Here is a 24,726-nt window from a genome sequence, read left to right as displayed (position 1 = left end):
GTAATCCAAAAAATGTCTTACTATAATTTCCTCAAAGTATAATCTATAAACAACTATGTCGTGAAGATTATTTTCCCATTCATAAACTAAATGCTCTGGCGGAATTAATAGATGTTTTAATATAAAAATTCACGTGCTTAATAATTGCTTTAAGCTCTTAATTGAAACAAAAAAAATATTTCCCGAAAAACGCTGTCAAATCCATCATCGTTGAAAAGTTGAGTCTATTACTTTGTGCCAAAGATAGGTCACAGGAGAGCTTTTCATGAGTGGAAAAATTGATGTGCGCGAAATCGATGCTTTAGTCGATGCACAAAATGGACGTATTACGCCATCTATTTATACAGATCCTGACATTTACGAATTAGAACTCGAACGTGTTTTCGGTCGTACTTGGTTATTCCTTTGCCATGAAAGCCAAATTCCTAAGGCTGGTGATTTCTTCAACACCTACATGGGCGAAGATCCAATCATTGTGGCACGTCAAAAAGATGGCTCAATCAAAGCATTTTTAAACCAGTGCCGTCACCGTTCTATGCGTGTAAGCTTCGCTGACTGTGGTAATACCCGTGCATTTACTTGCCCGTACCACGGCTGGTCATACTGCATTGACGGTTCTTTAAAAGATATCCCGCTTGAAGATCGTGCTTACCCACATGGTGCATGTAAAGAGCAATGGGGTCTGGTTGAAGTGAATCGTGTGAAGTCTTACAAAGGCTTGGTATTCGCTTGTTGGGATGAAACCACACCTGATCTTGAAGAATACATGGGCGATATCGCTTGGTACTTAGATGGCGTTGTTGACCGTCGTCCAGGTGGTACAGAAATTATCGGTGGTGTCCACAAGTGGGAAATCGAGTGTAACTGGAAATTTGCGGCTGAACAGTTCGCATCTGACCAATACCACGCCTTGTTCTCTCACGCTTCTGCGATCCAAGTATTGGGCGCGAAACCAGACGACGAATCTTCTAAGAAATTAGGTGCTGCACAAACGGCTCGTCCAGTTTGGGAAACTGCCAAAGACGCGATCCAGTACGGTTCACGTGGTCATGGTTCAGGCTTCTTCTTCACAGAGAAACCAGACGCAAACGTATGGGTTGACGGTGAAGTTGCCAACTACTTCCGTGAAACTTACGACGAAGTTAAAGAGCGCCTAGGCGAGACTCGTGCACTGCGTCTTGCAGGTCACAACACCATGTTCCCAACTTTGTCTTGGTTGAACGGTACTGCAACACTTCGCGTATGGCATCCACGTGGTCCAAACAAAACCGAAGTATGGGCATTCTGTATTGCGGATGCTGAAGCATCTCAAGAAGTGAAAGAAGCATTTGAACGTTCTGCAACGCGTGCCTTTGGTCCAGCCGGTTTCCTCGAGCAAGATGACTCTGAGAACTGGATTGAAATTCAAAAAGTTTTACGTGGTTACAAAGCGCGTCAAAATAAACTCATTATGGAAATGGGTAAAGGCAACGAAAAAGTACGTGAAGATGGTATCCCGGGTATCACCAACTACATTTTCTCTGAAACTGCAGCACGTGGTATGTACCGCCGCTGGGCAGATTTATTGATCCATGAAAAATGGGAAGACGTGGAAAAAGCAGCTGACGAATATGAGAAGGAGCTTATGAAATGAGTCAAATCAGCTTAGAACTTCATCACCAAATTAGTCAGTTCCTGTATCGCGAAGCAAAATTGCTAGACGATTGGAAATTCCGCGAATGGTTGGATACGTTAGCTGAAGATATTTCTTACACGCTACGTACCACACCAAACGCACAAACCCGTGACCGTCGTCGTTCAGTTGAACCACCTACCACTTGGGTGTTCAACGATTCAAAAGACCTTTTAGAGCGTCGTGTAGCGCGTCTGGAAACCGGTATGGCTTGGGCTGAAGAGCCTCCGTCACGTACCACCCACATGGTGAGCAACGTGATCGTAGAGCCAACTGAAGTTGAAGGCAAATACGACGTGTACGTAACCTATTTGCTATATCGTACGCAAAAAGAGAAAGACATTGTCATTTACTGCGGTAAACGCCATGACAAGATCCGTAAAGTTGAAGGTGGCCTCGGCTTCCAGATCTTCAACCGTAAGATCACGCTTGATCAAGCGACATATAGCTCACATAACTTGAGTGTGTTCTTCTAATGAATAAGATTTTTGTTTGCCAAGTTGACGAATTAGACGAAGGCGAAGCGTTAAAAGTAGATTGTGGCGTAAACGGTATCGAAGCGCTGGCTGTATTTAACAATGGCGGTGAATTCTTCGCTATGAACGATAAATGCAGTCATGGTAATGCTTCTATGTCTGAAGGTTATCTTGAAGATGACGGTACTGTGGAATGTCCATTGCATTCAGCACGTTTCTGTTTAAAAACAGGTGAAGCATTGTGTCTACCTGCAACTGATCCAATCAAAACATTCCCAGTGATTGTTGAAGATGGTCAATTGTTTGTAGAGATGGCAGGAGAGTAAGCATGGGTTGGCTACAGGGCGAAGTTGCACTTATTACTGGTGGTGGTTCAGGCTTAGGCTGGGCTTTGGTCGAGCGTTTTATTGAGGAAGGTGCACAAGTTGCGGTTCTTCAACGTTCAAAAGCTAAAGTAGATGCATTAAATGAACACTTCGGTGGAAAAGTTCTTGCGATCGAAGGTGATGTAGCCAGCTATGCAGATAACGTTCGTGCAGTTCAAGCCACTGTGGAACGTTTCGGTAAACTCGATTGTTTCGTTGGTAATGCCGGTATTTGGGATCACTATGCCGATATCGTCAATACCTCTGGTGAGCAGCTGGAAAAAGCCTTTGACGAGATTATGGGCATTAATACCAAATCTCTGATCCTCGGTGCGAAGGCTGCACTGGATGCATTGATCGCTTCTGAAGGTTCTATCATATTTACTTTGTCTAATTCGGCACTGTACTCCGCTGGCGGAGGCCCTGTATATACTGCATCTAAGCATGCAGGTGTCGGGATTATGAAAGAACTGGCTTACGAGCTTGCGCCTAAAGTACGAGTGAACGCTGTTGCACCGTCAGGTATGAATGTGAATATCAAAGGCGCGGCATCGCTCGGTCAGGAAAATGTGGGCCTGCTCGATGCACGTGATCCTGAGAAAATTGCACGTGGCATGCCACTGAATTTCTTGCCTGAACCGGAAGATATGACCGGCTCATACGTGCTGTTGGCATCTCGTCAAAACAACCGTCCTTTGACTGGTGTTCTGATCAATGCAGAATGCGGTCTGGGTATTCGTGGCCTACGTCAGCCACGTGCAGGTTTTTTTGACGAATAAACATCTAGTCTCATTCAAATGGACTTACCGGCAGCCTCTTCTCTCAGGGCTGCTTTCCTTCTAGGAGTCTCTCATGGCCGTTAAACTTATTTGTGCATCGCACAGTCCTTTAATGGAATTTGCTTCACCTCAAGATCAATCAAAAGAGCAAAAAGTTCGTGCTGCTTTTGAAAAACTCTCTGCCGAAGTAAAAGCTTACGACCCAACCCTGATCATCACTTTTGGTCCAGATCATTTTAATGGTTTCTTCTATGACCTGATGCCAAGTTTCTGCGTTGGTATTCGTGCCAAAGCTGCAGGTGACTGGGATTATGGTAAAGATAATGACCATATTGATGTACCTGAAGACAAGGCATTAGATCTGGTTCGACGTGTACTGGATGAAGGCGTAGATGTTGCCTACTCATACCGTATGCAGGCTGACCATGGCGTGACTCAGCCCTTACATTTCCTGTGTGAAGGTAAACTTGATCGTTACCCAACGATTCCAATTTTTATTAATGGCGCTGCTGCACCGATGCCAACCACCAAGCGTACCATCGCTTTGGGCCGTGCTGTGGGTCAATACATCAAATCTTTAAATCTTGAAAATGAGCGTGTGCTTGTTTTAGGTACCGGTGGTCTGTCACATGATCCACCTACACCACAAATGGGTGCAGTACCACCAGAAGTAGAAGAGTTCCTGATTGCAGGCCGTTATCCAACACCTGAAGCACGTCATGCACGTCAATCCAAGATTATTGCAGTGGGTCAAAAGCTGGCAGCAGGGGATACGTCAGTTGCCGTGCCTTTGAATGCTGAATGGGATATTGCCCTGCTAGAAACCTTCAAGCATGCTGATTTTGCAACATTAGAAGCGATGACTGAAGCTGAAATCCGCCATGATGGTGGTCGTGGTGGTCAGGAAGTCCGTTCTTGGATGGCTGCCTTCGCTGCCTTAAGCGAAATGGGTGAGTATGAAATGACCACACATTGCTATGAAGACATCAGCGAATGGATTGCCGGCTTCGGTATCGTATCTGCAGAGTTAAAAGGTTAAGAAAATGAGCAACGTAAACAACATCGTGATCGTGGGTGCTGGCCAGGCAGGTGCGAGCGCAATTTTAGAACTTCGTGGCAACAAGTATGAAGGCAAAATTACCTTAATTGGTGATGAAAGCCATCTTCCTTATGAGCGTCCACCGTTGTCTAAAGATGTGATTCTAAAACCTGAAGAAACCAAGATCGAAATCCTGTCGGAACAGAAACTGGCAGATTTAGGCGTAGAAACGATTCGCGGCAATGGCGTAGCGAAAATTAATGCCGAAGCGAAAACGGTTGAACTCCTGAACGGTGATGTTGTTGCTTACGACAAGCTCTTGCTTGCAACAGGTGGTGCCGCGCGCCGTTTGCCTAATTTCGATGCTTTGGGCAAACACGTCTATACCCTGCGTAACTTGGAAGATTCACAGGCACTGGTGCCTGTACTTCAAGCCGGTCGCCGTATCATCCTGATCGGTGGTGGCGTGATTGGTCTTGAGTTGGCATCATCTGCACGTTACAAAGACTGTCAGGTGACTGTGATCGAAATGGGTCCGATGGTTATGGGTCGTTGTTCACCACAAATCCTGAGCGAATTCCTGCTAGAGCAGCATCGTCAAAACCAGGTCGATGTGCGTCTTGAAACCAAGATTACAGATTGCCGTTTAGATGGTGAAGAAGTCGTGGTAACGCTGGAAGGCGGTGAAGAACTGCGTGCTGATGCTGTAGTTTACGGAATCGGAATCGTGCCAAATGCACAGCTTGCGCTAGATGTAGGTCTGGATGTTGATGTTGCGATCAAAGTGAATGAACACTGCCAAACCTCGAATGCTGATATTTATGCAGCGGGCGATGTTGCGACCCAGTTACGTGACTGTGGCAATCACCGCCGTGTGGAAACCTGGGAAAATGCCAACCTTCAGGCAGGCATCTTCGCGCGTCACGTGATGGGTGTGGAACATCCGAAAGCCAATCCGGCCTGGTTCTGGACGGATCAGCTGAATATCAACTTCCAGTTTGTCGGCGATATGGCCGCAGCTGAATGGCATATCCGTGGTGAAATGGATGCAGCCAAAGGTGCAGACAATTCATTCGTGATGTACGGTGTGACTGATGGTCAGATCGTTGGCGGGATTACCGTGAATGCAGCCAAAGAAATGCGTCATTTGAAAAAAATGATCAGCAAAAATACGGCGTTTGATGTTGAAAAACATTTAGATATCGCGCAAGACTTACGCAAAATTGCTTAAGTCGTATTGAGATATCTTGGGACAGACCTATGTTTTGCATAGGTCTGTTTTTTATGCACGAAACTTGATGAATTTATCAAAAATTAAAACTTCATCTCAGCATGAATTCGCTATACGCTATTTTTGAAGTTGCTGATCCAGAACTTCTTGGCCTCGTTTAGGAGACTTATGAGTTCTTCATCTTCATTGCCGGTCACGGCAAGTATTTACGCTTTATTGGTGCTGATCTGGGCGGCAACGCCACTGGCGATTGTCTGGAGCGTGGCCGAGATTCACCCGATGTGGGTGCTGATCATTCGCTATTTTGGTGCCTCGATTATTGCGTTGTTCCTGCTGAAGATCATGCGCGACCCGCTGCCTTTTGACCGCACTTCAATGAAAAGTTATCTGGCAGGCAGTTTGAATTTAATCGGTGCGCAGCTGTTTATTTATCTGGCGGCCAATTATCTGACCTCAGGTTTGATGGCGCTAATTTTTGGTTTTTCACCGCTGATCGCCGGTTTAATCGGTCATGTGATTTTAAAAACCCATAAACTGATCTGGCTGCAATGGCTCGGCATGGCAGTGGCCGTCGCCGGTTTATGTTTTGTTTTTGCCGACTCGGCAGACAGCAAGATTAATCCTTGGGGTGTGGTACTGATGCTGATCAGTATGGTGTCTTATATCAGCTCAATCTTCTGGGTTAAACAGATCAGTGCACCCTTGAGTCCGATGTCGCAGGCGACGGGTTCATTGCTGGTCTCCGCAGCGAGTTCAGTCATTTTGGTACCCTTTATCTGGCAACATATGCCGACTCAGTTGCCTAGCACACAGGCAATGATTGGTTTTGTATTTACCATGATCATGTCCTCGATTGTGGCAATGCTGTGTTATTTCTGGCTGATTCGCCGTCTAAATGCTTCGACTGTCTCATTGAGTAATGTGATGACGCCGGTGATTGCTCTGGTATTGGGAGCAACCTTAAATCATGAAATTATCAGCAGTCATGCTTTTGCGGGAATTGCTGTGGTGATGTTCGGGATCATCATGTATTTCTGGAAAGAGTGGCGCGAACAGTATTTTTCCAAGCATTAAAACTGTAAAAACCAAAAGGGCGAAAGCCCTTTTATTATTTGAGTAGAGAGTAAAGTGATTCAACAACGTGGGAGATCACGACTAAGCAACAATTTGTAAAACAACTTTCAAAAATAAATGATTAAGATTTTGATACATAAATCATTCAAGCTTGCACAAGCTTATTTAGGACAGTGTCAGGATGTCTGAATCCAATAAAATCGTAGTTTATGCAGCTCTATTTGGTAATCTGGCGATTGCGCTGGTTAAATTTGTTGCGTCCTATATAACCAATAGCTCTGCCATGTTCAGTGAAGCAATTCATTCGGTAGTGGATACCTTGAATGAAATTTTACTGCTGTATGGGATGAAAAAATCAGAAAAACCGGCAAATGCCAAACATCCTTTTGGTTATGGGCGTGAACTGTATTTTTGGGCTTTTATTGTGGCATTGATGGTTTTTGCCTTGGGTGCGATCGTGTCCATCTATCAAGGGATACAGCATATTCTTCAGCCTGAAGTCATGCGGGATCCATTGATCAATTATATTGTGCTGGGTCTGGCGATTCTTTTTGAAGGATTTTCATGGTCAGTGGCTTTAAAAACCTTTCGTAAACAAAAGGGAAATCTGGGATATTTTGAAGCATTTCGACACAGTAAAGATCCAACGACCTTTACCGTGTTATTTGAAGATACTGCCGCCCTGGTCGGTTTGGTGATTGCTCTGGTTGGTATTTTTCTGGCGCATCAACTGAATATTCCTGAATTGGACGGTGCCGCATCGATTTTAATTGGTATCGTGCTGGCAGTATCTGCCTGGTTTCTGGCACGTGAAACCAAAGGTTTGTTACTGGGTGAAACGGCAGATCCAAAACTGCGTGAAGATGTATTAAACATTGCTCAACAGGATGCGGCAGTTTTCAGTGCCAATGGGGTATTGACTGAGCAGATGGGCGCTCAGCAAGTCATTGCATCATTGAGTCTGGAATTTAAAGATGATTTAACTTCTGATGACATTGAAGCCTGTGTCAACCGGATCGAAGCGCAGATTAAACAGCTGCACCCGGAAATTATTGCTTTATTTGTGAAACCCCAAACCAAGGCCGTATGGCTGGAACGAACTCAAGGTCGTGTATAAAGATCTAAAAAACGCTTGAGGTTGGTATTTTGATCTCAACTTGCCTTTCTCGCACAATTGATGTGATGATACTGAGGTATGGCGAATTTCATCATAAAATCATCAATGGGCAGACATGCTTTTGTCAGCATGGGCTTATAAATATTGAGTATCATTTTGTATTTTTAGACAGAAGGACAAGAGCAATATTTTTCTAGATAATCCCAGACTTCAGCCAGCCATAAGGCCGATGAAATGCCATTTTTTTTGCTAAAAATAACAAAAACATACATGATTTTCTGTGACGGATTTCATACTATGTTGCAGTGTGCCTGTTTTTAGTTTGTATGCTCATTAAAAGATGCACCGCTTGACCATTTCAAGAGGTTGTTGTCTTGCATATAGCGAATAATAAATAGTGGATGTTTATGCAAGATCTTCTCAAAACTAAAAAATTCCAGTTAATCACGGAATCCAGTTGGAAACATCTCTGGTCTAAGCCAGTGTTTGAGTATCTGCATTCAGATCATTTCGACGGAAAACAGTTTCGTAATCTTGAGCATGCTTCTCTATCGCGCGGTCGCTTTGATTTATACAAATGGCTCATTACCCGAAAATCCAAGACCTGGAATGTCAATCTTGACGAAGAGCGTGCCGAGTTTTTTTCTCGTCCGCGCGCATTGCCACAGCAGCGTCCAGATGCAGCTCTGGATGACTGGCAAGTCTGGTTTATTGGTCACGCCACCACATTAATACAGATCGGCCCCTATAATTTCCTGACCGACCCGGTCTGGTCGGAATATGCCAGTCCTTCGGCTTCCACGGGTCCGCAGCGGGTCATTCCGGCTGGCATTGCTCTGGATGAGTTACCCCAGATTGATGCTGTACTACTCAGCCATAACCATTATGATCATATGGATCTGGCCAGTCTGGAATGGCTGCACAACACTTTTGAGATGCCGATTTATACCGGTCTGGGTAATGCCTGGTATTTGCCAGAACATTACACCGTGCATGAAATGGACTGGTGGGAAAATGCCTTTTTTGAAGAGATCCGGATTGTGTATACGCCGGCTCAACATGCCTCAGGGCGCGGTATGCGCGATCAGAACTGTGCACTTTGGGGAGGCTTTTCTTTATTATATGGCAAGGAACATTGTTTCTTTGCCGGAGATAGTGGCTACGCCTCACATTTTAAAGAAATTCGTAAACGTCTGGGTGCACCGCGAATTGCCTTACTTCCGATAGGAGCGTATGAGCCACGTGAACTGATGCGTGCGATCCATATGAATCCGGAAGATGCCTTTCATGCCCATCATGACTTGCAGGCCAAATGCTCACTGGCGATTCATTACCGTACTTTTCAGCTCACAGATGAAGACCGGGATGCACCGGAACATGAGTTGCATGAGATCATCAAGCATTCTTCCAAGTTAATTAATCCGTTTTATTGCATACGGGAAGGCAAGCGGATTATTGTTTAAGCACTTCCTATTAAATGAGTTGAATGGCCAGTACAGACAGCTTCTTCCAGAAAATGGCGTTTATTTTCGCTGGATGGAATCAGGCAATACTCGGTTTTACCAAATAGCCTGTAACGATTTAAAGCAACCACACGATATAGAAAGTCGCGGATAAAGCGCGGAACCAAATAACCTGCGCTCATTAAATTAAAGGGAAAACCGAGATGCTGCAGCACCTTCAGCAAGGCAGTCGATTCGGTATAGAGAGTGCCATCTTGAATGACGAGCATGGTGGTGTAATGCTCGGTTTGCATCTGATAATGTTCGAGCAGTGCCGTACCTAAAGGCGATTGGGCGGAAACCAGTTTAAACTGAATCTTTTTATCGTATTTAATCAAAAACCGTGCCCAGCCATTGCAGATCACGCAAACAGCATCAAATAAAACAATGTCGTGTTGTTGAATGATGTCTTCAATATTCGGATGCATTATTGTATTTCTTTTTGTGCCAGCTTGTTTCTATAGTGCTTGATGCTGCAATAAAAAACCACCCGAAGGTGGTTTCTATACATGTCTAAACTGGCTTAGAGAAAGCTAGGCAAACCTTTGGCTGGATCGCTTTCACGTGCTGCTTGGGCATCTGCTACGGTCATGCCGAGGGCTTGTGCTACGCCTTCGCCGTAGGCTGGATCACAGCTATAACAGTTGCGGATGTGACGGTATTTGATGAAATCTAGTGCATCACCCATTGCTCCGGCCGTGTTATTAAACAGAGCCTGTTTCTGCTGGTCATTCATCAGATTGAACAGGGCACGGGGTTGGCTGAAGTAATCATTGTCATCTTCACGGAAATCCCAGAAATCGGCATCACCGGTAATTTTTAGTGGCGGTTCTCTGAATTCCGGCTGTTCCTGCCACTGGCTGAAACTATTCGGCTCGTAATGTGGCAATGAACCATAGTTGCCATCCATGCGGCCTTGACCATCACGGCGGTTCGAATGAACAGGACAACGTGCAGCATTGACCGGAACCTGTGAATGATTCACGCCAACACGGTAACGCGCTGCATCGGCATAGTTCACCAGACGAGCCTGTAACATACGGTCTGGTGAATAGCTGATGCCCGGTACAAGGTTGCTTGGTGCAAAGGCAGCCTGTTCCACATCCTGGAAATAGTTTTCCGGATTGCGGTTCAGTTCGAATTCACCGACTTCAATCAGTGGATAATCGCCCTTTGGCCAGACTTTGGTTAGGTCAAATGGATGATAAGGCACTGTTTCGGCTTCCAGTTCTGGCATGACCTGAACGTACATTTTCCATTTTGGATAGTCACCACGTTCGATGGCATCAAACAGGTCGGTCTGGCTGCTTTCACGGTCTTTGGCAATCAAGTCTGCAGCTTCAGCATCGGTCAGGTTTTGAATACCTTGCTGGGTACGCATATGGAATTTCACCCAGAAGCGTTCATTCTTGGCATTGATAAAGCTGAAAGTATGGCTGCCAAAACCATGCATATGACGGTAACCGGTCGGGATCCCACGATCCGACATGACAATAGTCACTTGATGCAAGGCTTCAGGCAGTAATGCCCAGAAATCCCAATTATTGGTGGCACTGCGCTTGTTGGTTTTCGGATCACGTTTGACTGCTTTATTCAGGTCAGGGAACTTGCGGGCATCCCGCAGAAAAAATACCGGGGTGTTATTGCCGACCAGATCCCAGTTGCCTTCTTCGGTATAGAATTTCAGTGCAAAACCGCGAATATCACGTTCAGCATCGGCCGCACCACGTTCACCCGCCACCGTTGAGAAACGCGCAAACATTTCGGTTTTTTTGCCGACTTCAGAGAAAATTTTAGCGCGGCTATATTGCGTAATATCATTGGTCACGGTAAAGGTACCGAAAGCACCTGAACCTTTGGCATGCATACGACGCTCTGGAATCACTTCACGGACAAAGTTGGCCAGTTTTTCATTCAGCCATAAATCCTGGGCAAGTAAAGGTCCACGCGCACCTGCCGTCATACTGTTCTGGTTGTCGACCACAGGTGCACCAGCTTCAGTGGTCAGGTGGGTGACAGGGCATTTTTTTAAATCTTGGCTCATCTTTCCTCTCCAAGTTTTGAATATCTTGTGTCGTTTATCTAGTATTCATAAGATATTGAGATATATGCTAATCAGATCAGGTTTCACTATATTTACAATATCTTTAAATAAAGGGTGTTACAGCACAAAACGGAATTCAGGATATAATTGAGTGAGATCACTCAAAAAATATTTTTAAAGTTAATAAAGTTTAAAATATTGAAAATTAAATGGTTACTCTTAAAAAAGTAACGGGTTTTCCACTCTCTGACAATATCAAATTCTATATATTTTGAATAACTCGAATAATGAATGGGATTAAACGAAAATAACAATATCTAAGTCCATAATATGTTTTTATCAAAGGATAAAAATAATAAGTGAAAAGTGTTATTTAAAATACATTTTATAACTGATTTACTTTAAATAGTTTTTTAATTGAGTTTTGTTTGGCTGAAGAAACCCATAAAAATAATGAATGAAATAAGGGTGTTTTCTGGCTATAGCTCCCATTTTTGCATACAGAAAATCCTAGCTAAATGGACTTTATTTTTAAAAAAGCATTGGCAGATATGCTTGAAAATTAGTCAGTCGGCCCTATAATTATTTCACTCCTTCTTCCAAATCATATAGAGAGCAAGATGGCCAAGAAAAAAACAGCCGAGCAGGTGGTAATCCACAATTTTGTGGCAAAACACATGTATGAAGTCAACAAAAGCCAGGTCTTTGTAGACCGAAAGAAAAATGCAAAACGTGGCTACAGCAAGCACAGACAAGGGCGATATTCCATGGAAGATCGCCCTTTTTTAATGGCCGCTTAAGGTCGGTAAGGTGGCTGGGGACGACGCGGTGACTGTTTAGGATTGGTTTTAACTGGAGAGAGCGGGGCGACAGGCCGGTTATTACGAGTTTGCGAATATTGATTCGGATGCCGGGATGGCGTTGTCGATTCATCCGCAATTAAGTCATTAAAGAATTTATTGAGTCTGCTTTGCACTGGCGCGTTGTGGTGAGGGGAGTGAGGCTGTGGTCTGGCCTGCTGAAAACTGGCAAATTGATCTTTTTGCTGGTGATAGAGTCTGGCGGCAATGACGGAGGGGTCATCTCTGCCTAAACGCCGCCGTTGCGATGCCGAAATTTCAATGCCCAATAATGGAGTCATTTTAGGCCGATCGGCATAGCTCGTTGCTCGATTGCTGGCAGGGCGTATATAAGATGAACCGGAATTATGAGCTTCTTTGCGGGCAGCCAAAGCTGGTGCAAGAATGACCACATAAAACACCGCAACAATCATGAACAGGATGACCAGAAATTCCATAACCACCTCTACCACTGTCGAGGGACTGGAAAAAGTCCCGTATTAGGCACTCACCATACGTGATGCTGATTTCACCATATCCCCTAAACCATGGGTTCTGAAATAATATTCTAGCCAGCTTTTTACCATGAGTGGATTGTCCATTTTTAACACATGTTGCAGCAATTCCTGTGCATCACTCATCGGAACATGACAAATGGTTTTACGTACCCGCAAAATATTACTTGAACTCATCGACAGGGTATTAAAGCCCATGGCCATGAGTAAAACGGCAGACAGTGGATCACCCGCCATTTCACCGCAGATACTGACCGGTTTTTCATTGCGATGACAGTCCTGAACCAGACGGGTCAAGGCACGCATTACTGCAGGGTGCAGGTGTGAATAGACATTGGCCACCCGTGGATTATTACGGTCGACGGCCAACAGATATTGGGTCAGATCGTTGGAGCCGACCGAGAAGAAATCGACCAGTTCGGAAAATTCATCAATCTGATATAGTACGCTGGGAACTTCCACCATAATACCGAGTTTAGGCTTGTTTACCTTGACCTGTTCTTCTTCCTGAATCGCCGCATGATCACGTTCCAGCAGATAGAGCGCTTCCTCGACCTCGCTGACACTGGTCACCATCGGCAGCAGAATATGCAGGTTATTCAGTCCGATACTGGCTTTGAGCATGGCGCGAATCTGTGAAGAAAAAATTTCCGGATGATCCAGGGTAAAACGAATGCCACGCCAGCCGAGTGCCGAATTTTCTTCTTCAATCGAGAAATACGGCAGGTCTTTGTCTGCACCAATGTCCAGCGTTCGCATCACCACCGGTTTATTGGCAAAATGACTGAGTTGCTGACGATAAATCGCACGTTGTTCTTCCTCGCCCGGGAAGCGGTCACGCAGCATAAACGGAATTTCAGAACGGTATAAACCGACACCTTTGGCACCGCGCTGCACGCCACGCACCACATCAATCATCAGGCCGGTGTTGACGTACAGTTTTACGGCGATGCCATCCGGGGTAATTGCATCTTTGGTTTCGTACTGACGCAAATCTTTGGCAATCTGTTCTTCTTCTTTTTGAATTTCTTTATAGCGACTGCGCAGGCGACGTGGCGGATTAATAAAGACCCGACCCTGATGCGCATCGACAATCATCTCCACATCATCGAGGGTATTGATTGGCAGTTCGGTTACACCGACTACGGTGGGAATGCCAAGGGCACGCGCCACGATCACCATATGCGAGTTCATGGCGCCTTCGGTAGTGACAATCGCGGCAATTTTATCTACGGGCAGTTCAACCAGTGCAGCCGTCGATATTTCCTCACCAATCAGAATACTTTCATCGGTCAATTCACGGTGACTGGCATCGGCTTCCTGTAAACGTGCCAGAATGCGGCGACCCAGATCTTTTAAGTCCGCCACTCGCTCACGTAAATAATCATCTTCCATCTGGGAAAATTGTGCCACATGATTGTCAATGACAATTCGCACGGCGCCTTGTGCCCAGTGACCTTCACGAATAAAGGCCTTGATTTCTGAAGGCAGGGCATTTTCATCCAGCATACGCAAAAACACGCTAAACAGTGCGCGTTCCTCGGCCATCAACGCATCCTGCATTTTGTCATCTAGCGACTGAATTTCTTCGCGGACTGAATTCAGGGCGTTATCTAATAGCTCCAGTTCTTCGCTAATGTCATCCGCTTCACGGTCAGGGACTGCGGCAAGATCTGCTGGCGGATAGAGAATCACTGCACGACCTAAGGCAATACCACCGGAGCCAGAAACTCCCTGAAAGGTTTTATAGGCGGGCAGGTTGCTTGGCTTACGGAATACATCGATATTGCCGACGGCATGGGCATGGGCGATGACGCCAGAAAGCTGCGCACAGAGTGTCACCAGAAAGGATTCAGCAGCTTCAGAAAAGTCCTGTGATTCTTTGTTCTGAACCACCAGCACACCCATCACCTTACGGCGATACATCACTGGCACACCGAGGAAGGAGTTATAAATTTCCTCACCGGTTTCAGGTAAAAACAGGAAGCGCTCGTGTTTAGGGGCATTGTCCAGATTGACAATTTCCTCACGCTGTCCAACCAGGCCCACCAGACCTTCGCCGGTCTGCAAAGACACATGGCCGACAGATTCTGCATTCAGGCCTTTAGACGCCATGAGCAGATAACGCTGATTGCGTTCATCGAGGAGGTAGATCGAGCAGACATCAACCTGCATGGCCTCGGCCACATGCTTGACCATAATGTCGAGTGATTCATGCAAACTGGTGGACGCATTGATCTCCTGAACAATACGTCTCAAGGTGTCCAGTTGCATATTCGACATAAGGTCTGCTCCGTCTATTCAGAATTTCAGTAATGAAGTTTATTTATAACAATAGCCGCGTAAAAAATCTGCATTATTTATGCGATTTTTTAAGGTTTTTGCTGGGGCAGTTGCTGACACAACTCCACCAAGGCTTTGCGGTAAACATCACGTTTGAAATTCACGACTTGACCGAGTGGGTACCAATAACTGACCCATTGCCATTGATCAAATTCGGGCGGATCAGACAGATTCAATTGAATATGCTGAACGGGGGCCGTGAGTTTGAGTAAAAACCACTTTTGTTTTTGACCGATACAGACCGGATCAGAGTCCGTACGAATGTATCGATGCGGCAAACGATAGCGCAACCAGCCTTTGGTTTGCGCGACTATCTGGACGTGTTCGGGCAATAAGCCAACTTCTTCTCTCAGCTCACGATAGAGTGCCTGCTCAGGGGTTTCTCCATATTGGATCCCGCCTTGTGGAAATTGCCATGCATTATGACCAATGCGTTTTGCCCATAAAACTTGTCCAGCATCGTTTGCCAAAATGATCCCGACATTCGGTCGGAAACCTTCAGAGTCGATCATTTGGCTACCTAAAAATTGTTTAATTTATGCCTTTGCCATCGGGGAGCATTATTTCGTTATCCAACTCGAAAAAAGCAAAGTTTAAAAATGTTAAAATTGCTATGATCTTAACGAATTTCTATCGACTAGCGGAGATAGATTTACAATTTTTTTCTTAAATTTCAGTTTTAACGAGTATTTTCATGAAATTGGCGCTATTTGATCTCGATCACACCTTGTTAAACACGGATTCGGATCATTCTTGGGGAGAGTTTTTGGTCAGTGAGGGCCTGGTCGATCCAGTTCAGCATCGCGCCATGAATGACAAGTTCTATGACGATTATAAAAAAGGTGAGCTGGATCCTTATGCCTATAATGAATTTGTGTTCCAGTTTCTAACCCAACATGACAATGATTATTTGATTGAATTACATCAACTGTTCATGCAAAAAGTCATTCGTCCACAAATGCGTCCTGAAGGTTTTAAAGCCATTGGGCGCCACCATGAAGCAGGGCATACCTTAGTGGGGATTACCGCGACTTCAGACTTTATTACCGCCCCCATTTTTCGTGAATTCGGAATTACTGAAATTATTGCCACCAATGCTGAAGTCATTGATGGTAAATATACTGGTAAAGTCATCAATACAGCGTGCTATCAGCAAGGCAAGCTGGTGCGTCTGGAACAATGGCTGGAGGGTCGCAATGTAACCGAGTCTTGGGCCTATTCAGATTCGATTAATGACCGTTTCTTGCTGGAATATGCGGATCATGCGATTGCAGTGAATCCGGATGATCGCTTGGAAACTCTAGCCCAAGAACAAGGCTGGGAAATACAGGACTGGTCGATCTAATCACTCCGAACTCATTGATGTGATTATTAAGTACAACTTCGGTTGTGCTTTTTATTTGCCTCATTTGAATATTAATGTTTTTTCACAGTCCGGCTGAATCAGACATGCTATGCTCAAAAAACAGGACATGATAACAATAGTAGATTCTGAGGTATGAGATATGACTCACGTTCGACCGCGTATGACACATCTGTTCCAGCAGCTTGGCTTGGATGCCAGTGCAGAAGGTATTGAAACATTTATTCACGAGCATCAATTGCATAAAGATCTGACTTTACTGGATGCGCCGTATTGGTCAGAGGCACAACGTCAATTTTTAAGCGAGAAAATAGCCTCTGATGGCGAATGGGCGATTGTGGTAGATCAACTCAATGAATCCTTACATGAAAATTCAACCAGTGAAGGATAAGATATAAAGCCAATCGTATGATTGGCTTTTTTTAGGCCATCACCTTACCTTTAGCGAACACGTTTCCAGATCGTGACTTGTGACAGCGTGTGTTGATACTTTCTGGCCGTTTCCCGAATCACAAAAGGCACATCTTGGGGTTCGGCCACCAATTCAAAGTGCTGGGTTAAAATGTTGGAAATACCAGTCAAGGTCGTGATGTTTTCCCCATCCTGCTGAAAACCGCCCAGCCATTCACTACGTGCCGTATGTTCTTCCAGCCACGTATAAGGCGAACTCAGCATTAAAATGCCGCCTATATTCATACGCTCATGAATCTGCGCCAAAAAATCTCTCGGATGATGCAGCCGGTCAATCAGGTTCGCTGCCAGAATAAAATCATAGCCACTAAAATGTGCTTTCAGGTTGCAGGCATCGGCCTGAAAAAATTCCGTTTTCGACGCAACCTGATCCAAAGCGACATCTTCAAGTGAACAGCTTTTTTCTTCGCTTAATTCACCTTCTAGTGGCAGCTGATAACGTACCCTATGGCCTTGAGCCAAATAAACTGCTTGCTGGATAAAGCGTGCCGAAAAGTCCAAACCGGTTACCTGATCAAAAGAGCGTGCCAGTTCAAAGCTGGCGCGGCCGGTAGCACAGCCAATATCTAAGGCACGATGGCACGGCGTTTGCTGAAAATAGGGTTGTGCCAGATCGACCAGTGTTTTGGCAAAATTAGCGATACCAAAATATTCGATACCATACTGGAATTCCAGATATTGGGAGACCAGCTGGTCGCTTTCATAATGCGAAGGGAAATGTTGCAATGCTTGATCAGAAGCGACGTAGCGAAAACCAGCGTGCTGAAAGAAATGCCGTCTGAAGGCGTAGCGGGAACTATATAAAGCTTCATTGCCCGCCGAAATCCAGGAGCCACCTTTCATCAGGTTATGGCGACCGTCAAAGGTCGGTGTACTGAAATCATCATAAAATGGATGCACCTGAAAACCCTGAAATGGATAGATCGGGGTTTCAGTCCACTGCCAGACATTGCCTTGAATATCGTAAAAATCACCCTGCTTGAAATGATCCACCGGACAGGAGCTGGTGCCGTATTTCAACTCGATATTGGCCTGTTCAGGACTTTGTAAATCTGGATCCAGGTCTGAAACGGCATACAGGCGATACCATTCATCTTCAGTCGGCAAGCGAATGGTTTTTCCCAGCTGTTGCGATTTCCACTGACAAAAAGCCTTGGCTTCATGATAATTCACTTCTACCGGCCAGTCCCAAGGCATCGGCACTTCTTCCAGCATCAATCGCAGTGACCAGCCTAATTCAGTTTTGCGCCAGAAACAGGGATGAGCAGCTTGTGAAAATTGCAGCCAGCCTAGACCTTCTTCACTCCAGTAGTGTTCGGTCTGATAGCCATCAGCTTCGACAAAGGCCAGAAATTCCTGATTCGATACCAGATATTTGGAGGCTGCAAAAGCTGCAACCTCGGCTTCATGCCGGCCGTATTCATTGTCCCAGCCATAAAATGGATGGTTAAAATCTTTCTGTAAAAGCACCTTGCCGTCAGGTACCTCCAGCAAGTGATTATCCGGAGCCATGCCAGTAATGATATTGGCGCGCCACTGCGGATGCTGGCGTACATGTTCCAGAGCATGCTGGCGGATCAGCACGGAAGAAGTTTCCAGATGAATCCGTTCATGCTCAATGCCCATGATGATGGTCCACCAGGGGTTTTGCCAGTTTAAGGGCAGAGTCAGCGGAGCATGTTCAAGGATGTTCAGGATCAGGGCACGCACTTGATGCCTATAATCACGGACTTCCTGCACGGTAGGCCAGTCATAGTGCACTTCATCCAGATCGTCCCAACTCATCTCGTCCACACCAATCGCGAAGATACTTTCAAAATGCGGATTCAGGCGTTCGCTAATTAGCTTGCTGAGCAGCAGTTTATTGACAAAAAAAGTGGCGGTATGCGCAAAATAAAAAATTAGCGGATGACGTAAAGTAATGGGCTTGATGAAAAAAGCATCTTCATGCTTGAGACATTCAAACAGTTGCTCATAGGTGTCAAAGGTATTCAGGAAATATTCGCGCAGGCCGTGTCGGGCAGTCTGTTCATCGGCAAAATCAAGTGCCGGCGTGGGCAGCAGCATCGGTTTGGCCGAAAGCCATAGGCTGCTTGTATTGGTTTTATCTTGAGAGTGGGATTTTAGGGGAGAATCGAGCTGCATCCGTCAGGCTCCATCGAATAATTTTAAGCATTCCTTTGCATTGCAAAGAAATGGAATTGTCTTAAAAATACTCGAAAGATATCGCCAGATGGGGTGTATTTAAGTAACAAAATGCTGCACCGTTTTGGATACAGCATGTTCAGAAACAGCTTAAATAGACAGGGAGGCGCCTTGCATGAGCTGAACTAAAGCCTGTGCTGCTTTGGACTGTGTTCGACCAGGATGCCAGACCATGCCCAAGCGACGATTCATTTCCAGATTGATATCCAGCTGGTGCAAGTCATGATTGACCAGAGTCTTTGGCAGCACAGACCAGCCTAAGCCAATCGATACCAGCATCCGGATCGATTCCAGCGGATTGTTACTCATGCTGACTTTCGGTTTAATACCCTGTTTTTCAAACTCAGCCAAGGTGATCTGCGAGGTATAGGTCTGTGATGAGGGCAATAGACTCGGGTAGTCGAGCAAATCTTCCAGACACAGATTTTTTTGCTGCGTCAGCGGATGAAACGGTGCCACCACAAAGACCAGAGGATCATTCCAGATAGTCACGTAATTTAGACGCGCATCACCACGGGGCGGCAAGGTTAAAAATGCTAGCTCCAGATCGCCGGCAATCACCTGTTCATGTGCTTGCTCGGAATCAACAAAATGCACATCCAGGGTCACGTCCGGATATTCCTGGACATAACGGCGCAAATGACTCGGCAGATGATGCAGGCCAATATGATGACTGGTACCAATTTTCAGTTTGCCCTGTACCTGACCCTGTTCATGGCTCAAAGTATAATGAATATCCCCGAGTTCATTCAGCCAGTTTTTCACTTTAGGCAACAGGGAGTGCGCCGCATGGGTGGCCTGTACGCCACGTCCGGCAGATTCAAACAGCTTGACCCCAAAGTATTCTTCGAGACTATGAATACGTTTGGTAACAGCAGGCTGGGTAATGAAGAGCTGATCTGCGGCCAGAGAAATCGAACCGGTTTCCATGACTTTCACGAAGGCTTCAAAGGCTGCGAGATTCATCTTAATCACCTATAAAGAATTTTTATGTGTAAATCTATTATTGTTATATTTTAAGAATAAATCAAAGTAAAATTAGCTCATTGATGTTGCAGTGTTGAATTACTATATATTTTCAAAGCTTTGGCATTTTAAAAACTAAAAAAGACCACCTATGCAGGCAGTCTTTCATCAGGAACCTCGACAGAAGATTCTTAGACGGTAATGTCCTCATTCTGCTGTTGATTATTACCCTCCCAGATTTTTTCATGAAAGAAGAAAGCCACTGCTTGTACCGTTGGCTCTAATAAACTTAAGGCAATGGCCATCGTCAAACTGCCGGTTACCAAGTATCCCACAATCATCGCCACAGTAATGTGCATAATGTAGTAGCTGAAGGTCTTTTTGAACATGCGTTGGTTGTTGTCTACAAAGCGTTGAATATGTGCCATGTCGAAGTTCCTCAAAATCATCATCTCTGCCGATGAAGAAATAATAATAATTCTCATTTAATTTGTAAAAACGAATATTTTTTATAAATTAATCGGAAAACTAGATTTATAAAAATAAAACTAAAGCATGATTTGATTCAGCTTTTAAAAGATTCCAAAAAGTTTTTTAACTGATAAAAATGATAAATTAGATTTATGTGATTGCAGCGATATAATCAAAATCAGAGAAAGAATTTACCCAGTCCAGTGGAGTACATCGACATGGCAGGCGCAACCCAAACAGCAAAAACATTATATGATAAATTGTGGGACGACCATTTAGTAACGCAACGTGATGATGGTTCTGCCTTACTGTACATCGATCGTCACTTATTACATGAAGTGACTTCTCCACAGGCCTTTGAAGGTTTGCAATTGGCCGGGCGCAAGCCATGGCGTTTAAGCGCGAATATTGCCACACCGGATCATAACGTACCGACCTCGAAAAAAGAGCGTGAACAGGGTGTTGCCGGAATTGAAGATGAAACCTCGCGCATCCAGGTACAAACTTTGGATGATAACTGCAAGACCTTTAATATTGTTGAATTTGATATTAATGATATCCGTCAGGGCATCGCGCATGTGGTCGGGCCGGAGCAAGGCTTGACCTTGCCGGGCATGACTGTGGTCTGTGGTGATTCGCATACAGCAACCCATGGTGCTTTTGGCTGCTTGGCGCACGGTATCGGTACATCAGAAGTTGAACATGTATTGGCGACCCAATGTCTGGTTCAAAAGAAGATGAGAAACATGTTAGTGCGCGTTGACGGCAAATTAGGTCAAGGTGTGACACCAAAAGATGTAGTCTTGGCGATTATTGGCAAGATTGGTACCGCAGGTGGTACAGGCCACGCGATTGAATTTGGTGGGCAGGTGTTCCGTGACATGTCAATCGAAGGTCGTATGACCGTGTGTAATATGGCGATTGAAGCCGGTGCACGCGTGGGTATGGTCGCTGTCGATGACAAGACTATTGAATATGTTAAAGGCCGTCCTTATGCGCCGACTGCAGAACAGTGGGATCAAGCGGTTACATATTGGAATACCTTACATTCGGATGAAGATGCACATTTTGATACAGTAGTCGTGTTGCAAGGTGAAGAGATCGAGCCGCAAGTGTCTTGGGGGACCTCTCCTGAGATGGTTATTCCAGTGTCTCAGGCAGTACCGACTTTGGAACAAGCCAAAGACGAGGTACAACGCAATGACTGGAACCGTGCTTATCAATATATGGGCTTAAATGCCGGTCAGGCCTTGGCTGAGATTCAGCTGGATCGCGTATTTATCGGTTCATGTACCAATTCGCGTATTGAAGATATTCGTGCTGCAGCCGAAGTGATCAAAGGTCGTAAAGTTGCCGCCTCAATTAAACAGGCGATGGTAGTTCCAGGTTCTGGTCTGGTCAAAGCTCAGGCAGAAGCGGAAGGCTTGGACAAGGTATTTGTCGAAGCGGGCTTCGAATGGCGTGAACCAGGCTGTTCAATGTGCTTGGCCATGAATGCCGACAAATTACAGCCGGGCGAGCATTGTGCCTCGACCTCGAACCGTAACTTTGAAGGTCGTCAGGGCAATGGCGGTCGTACCCATCTGGTGAGTCCAGCCATGGCAGCTGCTGCTGCGATAGCCGGTCACTTTGTTGATGTTCGTTCATTCTAGTTTAAGCCCTCATCCTGACCTTCTCCATGAGCCAAATGGCGCAAGAGAAGGGGTTCCCTCTCCTGAGTGAGTTTTAAGCACTGCTTTAAAACGAAGCGCAAGTGAGGGCTAGGGAGAGGTTACGGATTCATTGGGAAATAAATATGAAAGCTTATACCGTTGAACAAGGTATCGTTGCACCTTTAGACCGTGCCAATGTCGATACCGATTTAATTATTCCAAAACAGTTTTTGAAATCGATCAAACGTACCGGTTTCGGTGACAATTTATTTGATGAATTGCGTTACTTGGATGAAGGTTATCCAGGTCAGGACAATTCAGTTCGTCCGATCAATCCGGACTTTGTCTTGAACCAGCCACGTTATCAGGGTGCGTCTATTTTAATTTCACGTGCCAACTTTGGATGTGGTTCTAGCCGTGAACATGCGCCGTGGGCTTTGAGTGAATACGGTTTCCGTACTGTTATTGCGCCAAGCTTTGCCGATATTTTCTTTAATAACTGTTTTAAAAACGGTATGTTGCCCGTGATTTTGGCTGAAGATATTGTTGAGCAGTTATTTAAGGAATGTGCGGCAGATGAAGGTTATCAATTAACCATTGACTTGCAGGCACAAGAAGTTCGCACCCCTGCAGGTGAAAGCTTTAAGTTTGAAGTTGATCCATTTCGCAAGCATTGCCTGTTAAATGGTCTGGATGATATTGGCTTAACTTTGCAGGTGGCGGATGATATTCGTGCCTATGAAGAAAAAACCAAACAATCGCGTCCTTGGGTATTTGCCGAAATTCATGGATAAATCAGTAAAAATTGTCATGGCATCACTGCGATGCCCTTGCTAATATCGGAAGATTATTGAGTTTTTTGATTGGGTAAGACAGACATTATGGCGAATTATTGGAAACAGTGGCTTGCTTTAAGTTCAGTATCGGTGCTGTTGACTGCATGTCAAAGCATCGACACGATGAAACTCAAACATGCCAAAGAAAATACTGAGAGCAAAAGCAATGCCCTGATCTACTGTACAGGGACGCCAGATTGTCAGTTCGAACGCTTCAATCAGACCATTATTGTCAACGCCGACAATGGCCGCATCAGTGATGAGGCGCTGAAGCAGAAACTGGTGCGCTTGCAGGCCAAAAATTTAAATCAGGCCAATTCGATTTATTTATCTGTGCCGGCAGGACAGCATGAACTGGTCGTGCGTTTTTATCCGATCAGTAAGGATAAAGCGGAAACTTTACATGTATTCCATCGTTTTCAGGCCAATAACCGCTATAGCTTAAAAATGTTTCGTGACCGTAGTGCGCGTAGCAGCAGTTTATTAAATTCTTCGGCGCCGGATCCGCTTTGCGTAGATCTGGTACAAGAGCAAAAAACCATTCGTCGTTTTTGCAAACCCTATAATGCAGTCACCGGGATTGCAGAGTTTGTAGAAAAGAAAATTTAACCTCTGTCAGGTCTGAATCTGACGTTTTAAACGGAAAATCTCATGTCTAAACAAATTTTGATTTTAGCTGGTGACGGCATCGGCCCTGAAATTGTAAAAGCCGCAGAGCAAGTACTCACACGCGTAAATGAAAAATTTAATCTTGATTTGACATGGGAACAGGGCTTACTCGGTGGTGCAGCCATTGATGCTCATAGTTCACCGTATCCTGAAGTGACTTCTGAACAGGCCAAAAAAGCCGATGCGATTCTACTCGGTGCCGTGGGTGGTCCAAAATGGGATACGATTGAGCGTTCAATCCGTCCAGAACGTGGTTTATTGAAATTGCGTAGCGAACTGAACCTGTTTGCTAACTTGCGCCCAGCGATTCTTTATCCGCAACTGGCTGATGCTTCAAGCTTAAAACCTGAAATCGTGGCGGGTCTGGATATTCTGATTGTGCGTGAATTAACGGGTGGTATTTACTTCGGTCAGCCACGTGGTATCCGTGAACTGGAAAATGGTGAGAAGCAAGGCTACAACACCGACGTTTATTCAGAGTCTGAAATCAAGCGTATCGCCAAAGTCGCTTTTGAAATGGCCAACTTGCGCGGTGGTAAAGTGTGTTCAGTGGATAAAGCTAACGTGCTTGAAGTAACTGAGCTGTGGAAACAGACAGTGACTGCGCTGAAAGATGCCGAATATCCTGAAATTAATTTATCGCACATGTATGTCGACAATGCTGCGATGCAGCTGGTGCGTGCGCCAAAGCAGTTTGACGTGATTGTCACCTCGAATCTGTTCGGTGATATCCTGTCTGATGAAGCTGCGATGTTGACCGGTTCAATCGGCATGTTGCCATCGGCATCTCTGGATGAAAATGGCAAGGGCATGTATGAGCCTTGTCATGGTTCTGCACCAGATATCGCCGGTCAAAACCTGGCAAATCCATTAGCGACGATTCTTTCGGTGGCGATGATGTTGCGTTATACCTTCCGTGAAGAAGCGGCTGCTAAAGCGATTGAAGATGCAGTAGGTCAGGTCTTGGATCAAGGCTTGCGTACGGCAGATATCATGTCTGAAGGCATGCAAAAAGTCGGTACGGTTGAAATGGGTCAAGCAGTCGTTGCTGCATTGAACTAAGCCTGTTTTGATTCAAAAAAACGCAGCCTTGAGCT

24 protein-coding genes are annotated in these 24,726 nt (G+C 45.2%); 16 read left to right on the top strand and 8 right to left on the bottom strand.

All coding sequences use genetic code 11. The features are described 5' to 3' along the window. Positions 1–265: 265 nt before the first annotated feature. The 9 genes from hcaE to F890_RS14675 all read left to right on the top strand — a co-directional run bounded on the left by hcaE (position 266) and on the right by F890_RS14675 (position 9,216). The gene (gene hcaE, locus F890_RS14715) at positions 266–1,633 is read left to right on the top strand and encodes a 3-phenylpropionate/cinnamic acid dioxygenase subunit alpha (protein ID WP_005267519.1); all 1,368 of its coding nucleotides are present in this window, start codon (positions 266–268) and stop codon (positions 1,631–1,633) included. Beyond that, entirely contained in the window at positions 1,630–2,148 is a 519-nt protein-coding gene (gene hcaF / locus F890_RS14710) for a 3-phenylpropionate/cinnamic acid dioxygenase subunit beta (RefSeq protein ID WP_005267518.1), read from the top strand. The genes hcaE and hcaF overlap by 4 nt, the downstream gene beginning before the upstream one ends. After that, positions 2,148–2,474, top strand: a complete 327-nt coding sequence (gene hcaC / locus F890_RS14705; RefSeq protein WP_004278517.1) for a 3-phenylpropionate/cinnamic acid dioxygenase ferredoxin subunit — start codon at positions 2,148–2,150, stop codon at positions 2,472–2,474. The genes hcaF and hcaC overlap by 1 nt, the downstream gene beginning before the upstream one ends. Before the next feature lie 2 nt (positions 2,475–2,476). Next, complete coding sequence (hcaB, locus tag F890_RS14700; protein WP_004278515.1) at positions 2,477–3,292, top strand: 3-phenylpropionate-dihydrodiol/cinnamic acid-dihydrodiol dehydrogenase; 816 nt, start codon at positions 2,477–2,479, stop codon at positions 3,290–3,292. 73 nt (positions 3,293–3,365) lie between these two features. Continuing rightward, positions 3,366–4,331, top strand: a complete 966-nt coding sequence (locus tag F890_RS14695; protein ID WP_005102989.1) for a 3-carboxyethylcatechol 2,3-dioxygenase — start codon at positions 3,366–3,368, stop codon at positions 4,329–4,331. A 4-nt stretch (positions 4,332–4,335) separates the two neighbouring features. Further along, positions 4,336–5,562, top strand: coding sequence for a 3-phenylpropionate/cinnamic acid dioxygenase ferredoxin--NAD(+) reductase subunit (gene hcaD / locus F890_RS14690; RefSeq protein ID WP_005102991.1), 1,227 nt, complete (start codon positions 4,336–4,338; stop codon positions 5,560–5,562). Between the two features lie 168 nt (positions 5,563–5,730). Continuing rightward, positions 5,731–6,636: a DMT family transporter gene (locus F890_RS14685; protein WP_005267517.1), complete on the top strand. Its 906-nt coding sequence runs from the start codon at positions 5,731–5,733 to the stop codon at positions 6,634–6,636. 181 nt (positions 6,637–6,817) lie between these two features. Beyond that, complete coding sequence (locus F890_RS14680; protein ID WP_004647370.1) at positions 6,818–7,753, top strand: cation diffusion facilitator family transporter; 936 nt, start codon at positions 6,818–6,820, stop codon at positions 7,751–7,753. Between the two features lie 407 nt (positions 7,754–8,160). Next, complete coding sequence (locus F890_RS14675; protein WP_004647371.1) at positions 8,161–9,216, top strand: MBL fold metallo-hydrolase; 1,056 nt, start codon at positions 8,161–8,163, stop codon at positions 9,214–9,216. On the opposite strand, the gene F890_RS14670 is transcribed toward F890_RS14675, so the two are convergent. Both F890_RS14670 and F890_RS14665 read right to left on the bottom strand, forming a co-directional pair. After that, a complete protein-coding gene (locus F890_RS14670) occupies positions 9,213–9,683 on the bottom strand; it encodes a thiol-disulfide oxidoreductase DCC family protein (protein ID WP_004647372.1) in 471 nt (156 codons plus the stop codon). The genes F890_RS14675 and F890_RS14670 overlap by 4 nt on opposite strands. A 95-nt stretch (positions 9,684–9,778) precedes the next feature. Beyond that, positions 9,779–11,299 (bottom strand): catalase, encoded by a 1,521-nt coding sequence (locus F890_RS14665; protein WP_005102997.1) that lies wholly within the window; start codon positions 11,297–11,299, stop codon positions 9,779–9,781. A gap of 620 nt (positions 11,300–11,919) precedes the next feature. Between F890_RS14665 and F890_RS14660 the strand changes: the two genes are divergently transcribed. Continuing rightward, positions 11,920–12,099 carry a DUF7230 family protein gene (locus F890_RS14660; protein WP_004647375.1) on the top strand — a complete coding sequence of 60 codons (180 nt, stop codon included), beginning with the start codon at positions 11,920–11,922 and terminating at the stop codon, positions 12,097–12,099. On the opposite strand, the gene F890_RS14655 is transcribed toward F890_RS14660, so the two are convergent. The 3 genes from F890_RS14655 to F890_RS14645 all read right to left on the bottom strand — a co-directional run bounded on the left by F890_RS14655 (position 12,096) and on the right by F890_RS14645 (position 15,508). After that, positions 12,096–12,596, bottom strand: a complete 501-nt coding sequence (locus tag F890_RS14655) for a hypothetical protein (RefSeq protein WP_004647376.1) — start codon at positions 12,594–12,596, stop codon at positions 12,096–12,098. The two genes, F890_RS14660 and F890_RS14655, sit on opposite strands and share 4 nt — an antisense overlap. Before the next feature lie 42 nt (positions 12,597–12,638). Further along, positions 12,639–14,936, bottom strand: coding sequence for a phosphoenolpyruvate--protein phosphotransferase (ptsP, locus tag F890_RS14650; RefSeq protein WP_004647377.1), 2,298 nt, complete (start codon positions 14,934–14,936; stop codon positions 12,639–12,641). 89 nt (positions 14,937–15,025) lie between these two features. Next, positions 15,026–15,508, bottom strand: a complete 483-nt coding sequence (locus F890_RS14645) for an RNA pyrophosphohydrolase (RefSeq protein WP_004278502.1) — start codon at positions 15,506–15,508, stop codon at positions 15,026–15,028. 182 nt (positions 15,509–15,690) lie between these two features. On the opposite strand from F890_RS14645, the gene F890_RS14640 reads away from it, so the two are divergent. Both F890_RS14640 and F890_RS14635 read left to right on the top strand, forming a co-directional pair. Continuing rightward, the gene (locus F890_RS14640; protein ID WP_004729447.1) at positions 15,691–16,341 is read left to right on the top strand and encodes an HAD family hydrolase; all 651 of its coding nucleotides are present in this window, start codon (positions 15,691–15,693) and stop codon (positions 16,339–16,341) included. 160 nt (positions 16,342–16,501) lie between these two features. Next, on the top strand, positions 16,502–16,750 hold the full coding sequence (locus F890_RS14635; RefSeq protein ID WP_004278500.1) for a DUF2789 family protein: 249 nt from the start codon (positions 16,502–16,504) through the stop codon (positions 16,748–16,750). Positions 16,751–16,800: 50 nt separating this feature from the next. On the opposite strand, the gene ovoA is transcribed toward F890_RS14635, so the two are convergent. The 3 genes from ovoA to F890_RS14620 all read right to left on the bottom strand — a co-directional run bounded on the left by ovoA (position 16,801) and on the right by F890_RS14620 (position 20,429). Further along, positions 16,801–18,975, bottom strand: a complete 2,175-nt coding sequence (ovoA, locus tag F890_RS14630) for a 5-histidylcysteine sulfoxide synthase (protein WP_005103000.1) — start codon at positions 18,973–18,975, stop codon at positions 16,801–16,803. A gap of 150 nt (positions 18,976–19,125) precedes the next feature. Beyond that, a complete protein-coding gene (locus tag F890_RS14625; RefSeq protein ID WP_004647380.1) occupies positions 19,126–20,001 on the bottom strand; it encodes a LysR family transcriptional regulator in 876 nt (291 codons plus the stop codon). A 191-nt stretch (positions 20,002–20,192) separates the two neighbouring features. After that, positions 20,193–20,429 carry a DUF2061 domain-containing protein gene (locus tag F890_RS14620; protein WP_004278497.1) on the bottom strand — a complete coding sequence of 79 codons (237 nt, stop codon included), beginning with the start codon at positions 20,427–20,429 and terminating at the stop codon, positions 20,193–20,195. A 261-nt stretch (positions 20,430–20,690) separates the two neighbouring features. Between F890_RS14620 and leuC the strand changes: the two genes are divergently transcribed. The 4 genes from leuC to leuB all read left to right on the top strand — a co-directional run bounded on the left by leuC (position 20,691) and on the right by leuB (position 24,691). Then, positions 20,691–22,124: a 3-isopropylmalate dehydratase large subunit gene (gene leuC, locus F890_RS14615; RefSeq protein WP_004647381.1), complete on the top strand. Its 1,434-nt coding sequence runs from the start codon at positions 20,691–20,693 to the stop codon at positions 22,122–22,124. 143 nt (positions 22,125–22,267) lie between these two features. Next, the gene (gene leuD, locus F890_RS14610; protein ID WP_004647382.1) at positions 22,268–22,918 is read left to right on the top strand and encodes a 3-isopropylmalate dehydratase small subunit; all 651 of its coding nucleotides are present in this window, start codon (positions 22,268–22,270) and stop codon (positions 22,916–22,918) included. An 87-nt stretch (positions 22,919–23,005) separates the two neighbouring features. Next, entirely contained in the window at positions 23,006–23,569 is a 564-nt protein-coding gene (locus F890_RS14605) for a hypothetical protein (protein WP_004647383.1), read from the top strand. A gap of 42 nt (positions 23,570–23,611) precedes the next feature. Then, the gene (gene leuB, locus F890_RS14600) at positions 23,612–24,691 is read left to right on the top strand and encodes a 3-isopropylmalate dehydrogenase (RefSeq protein WP_005267514.1); all 1,080 of its coding nucleotides are present in this window, start codon (positions 23,612–23,614) and stop codon (positions 24,689–24,691) included. Positions 24,692–24,726: the final 35 nt, after the last annotated feature.

Source organism: Acinetobacter sp. CIP 64.7 (assembly GCF_000369745.1).
GTDB lineage: Bacteria > Pseudomonadota > Gammaproteobacteria > Pseudomonadales > Moraxellaceae > Acinetobacter > Acinetobacter fasciculus.
The sequence above is the reverse complement of the archived record's forward strand: the minus strand, read 5'-3'. Positions and strand labels throughout refer to the sequence as shown.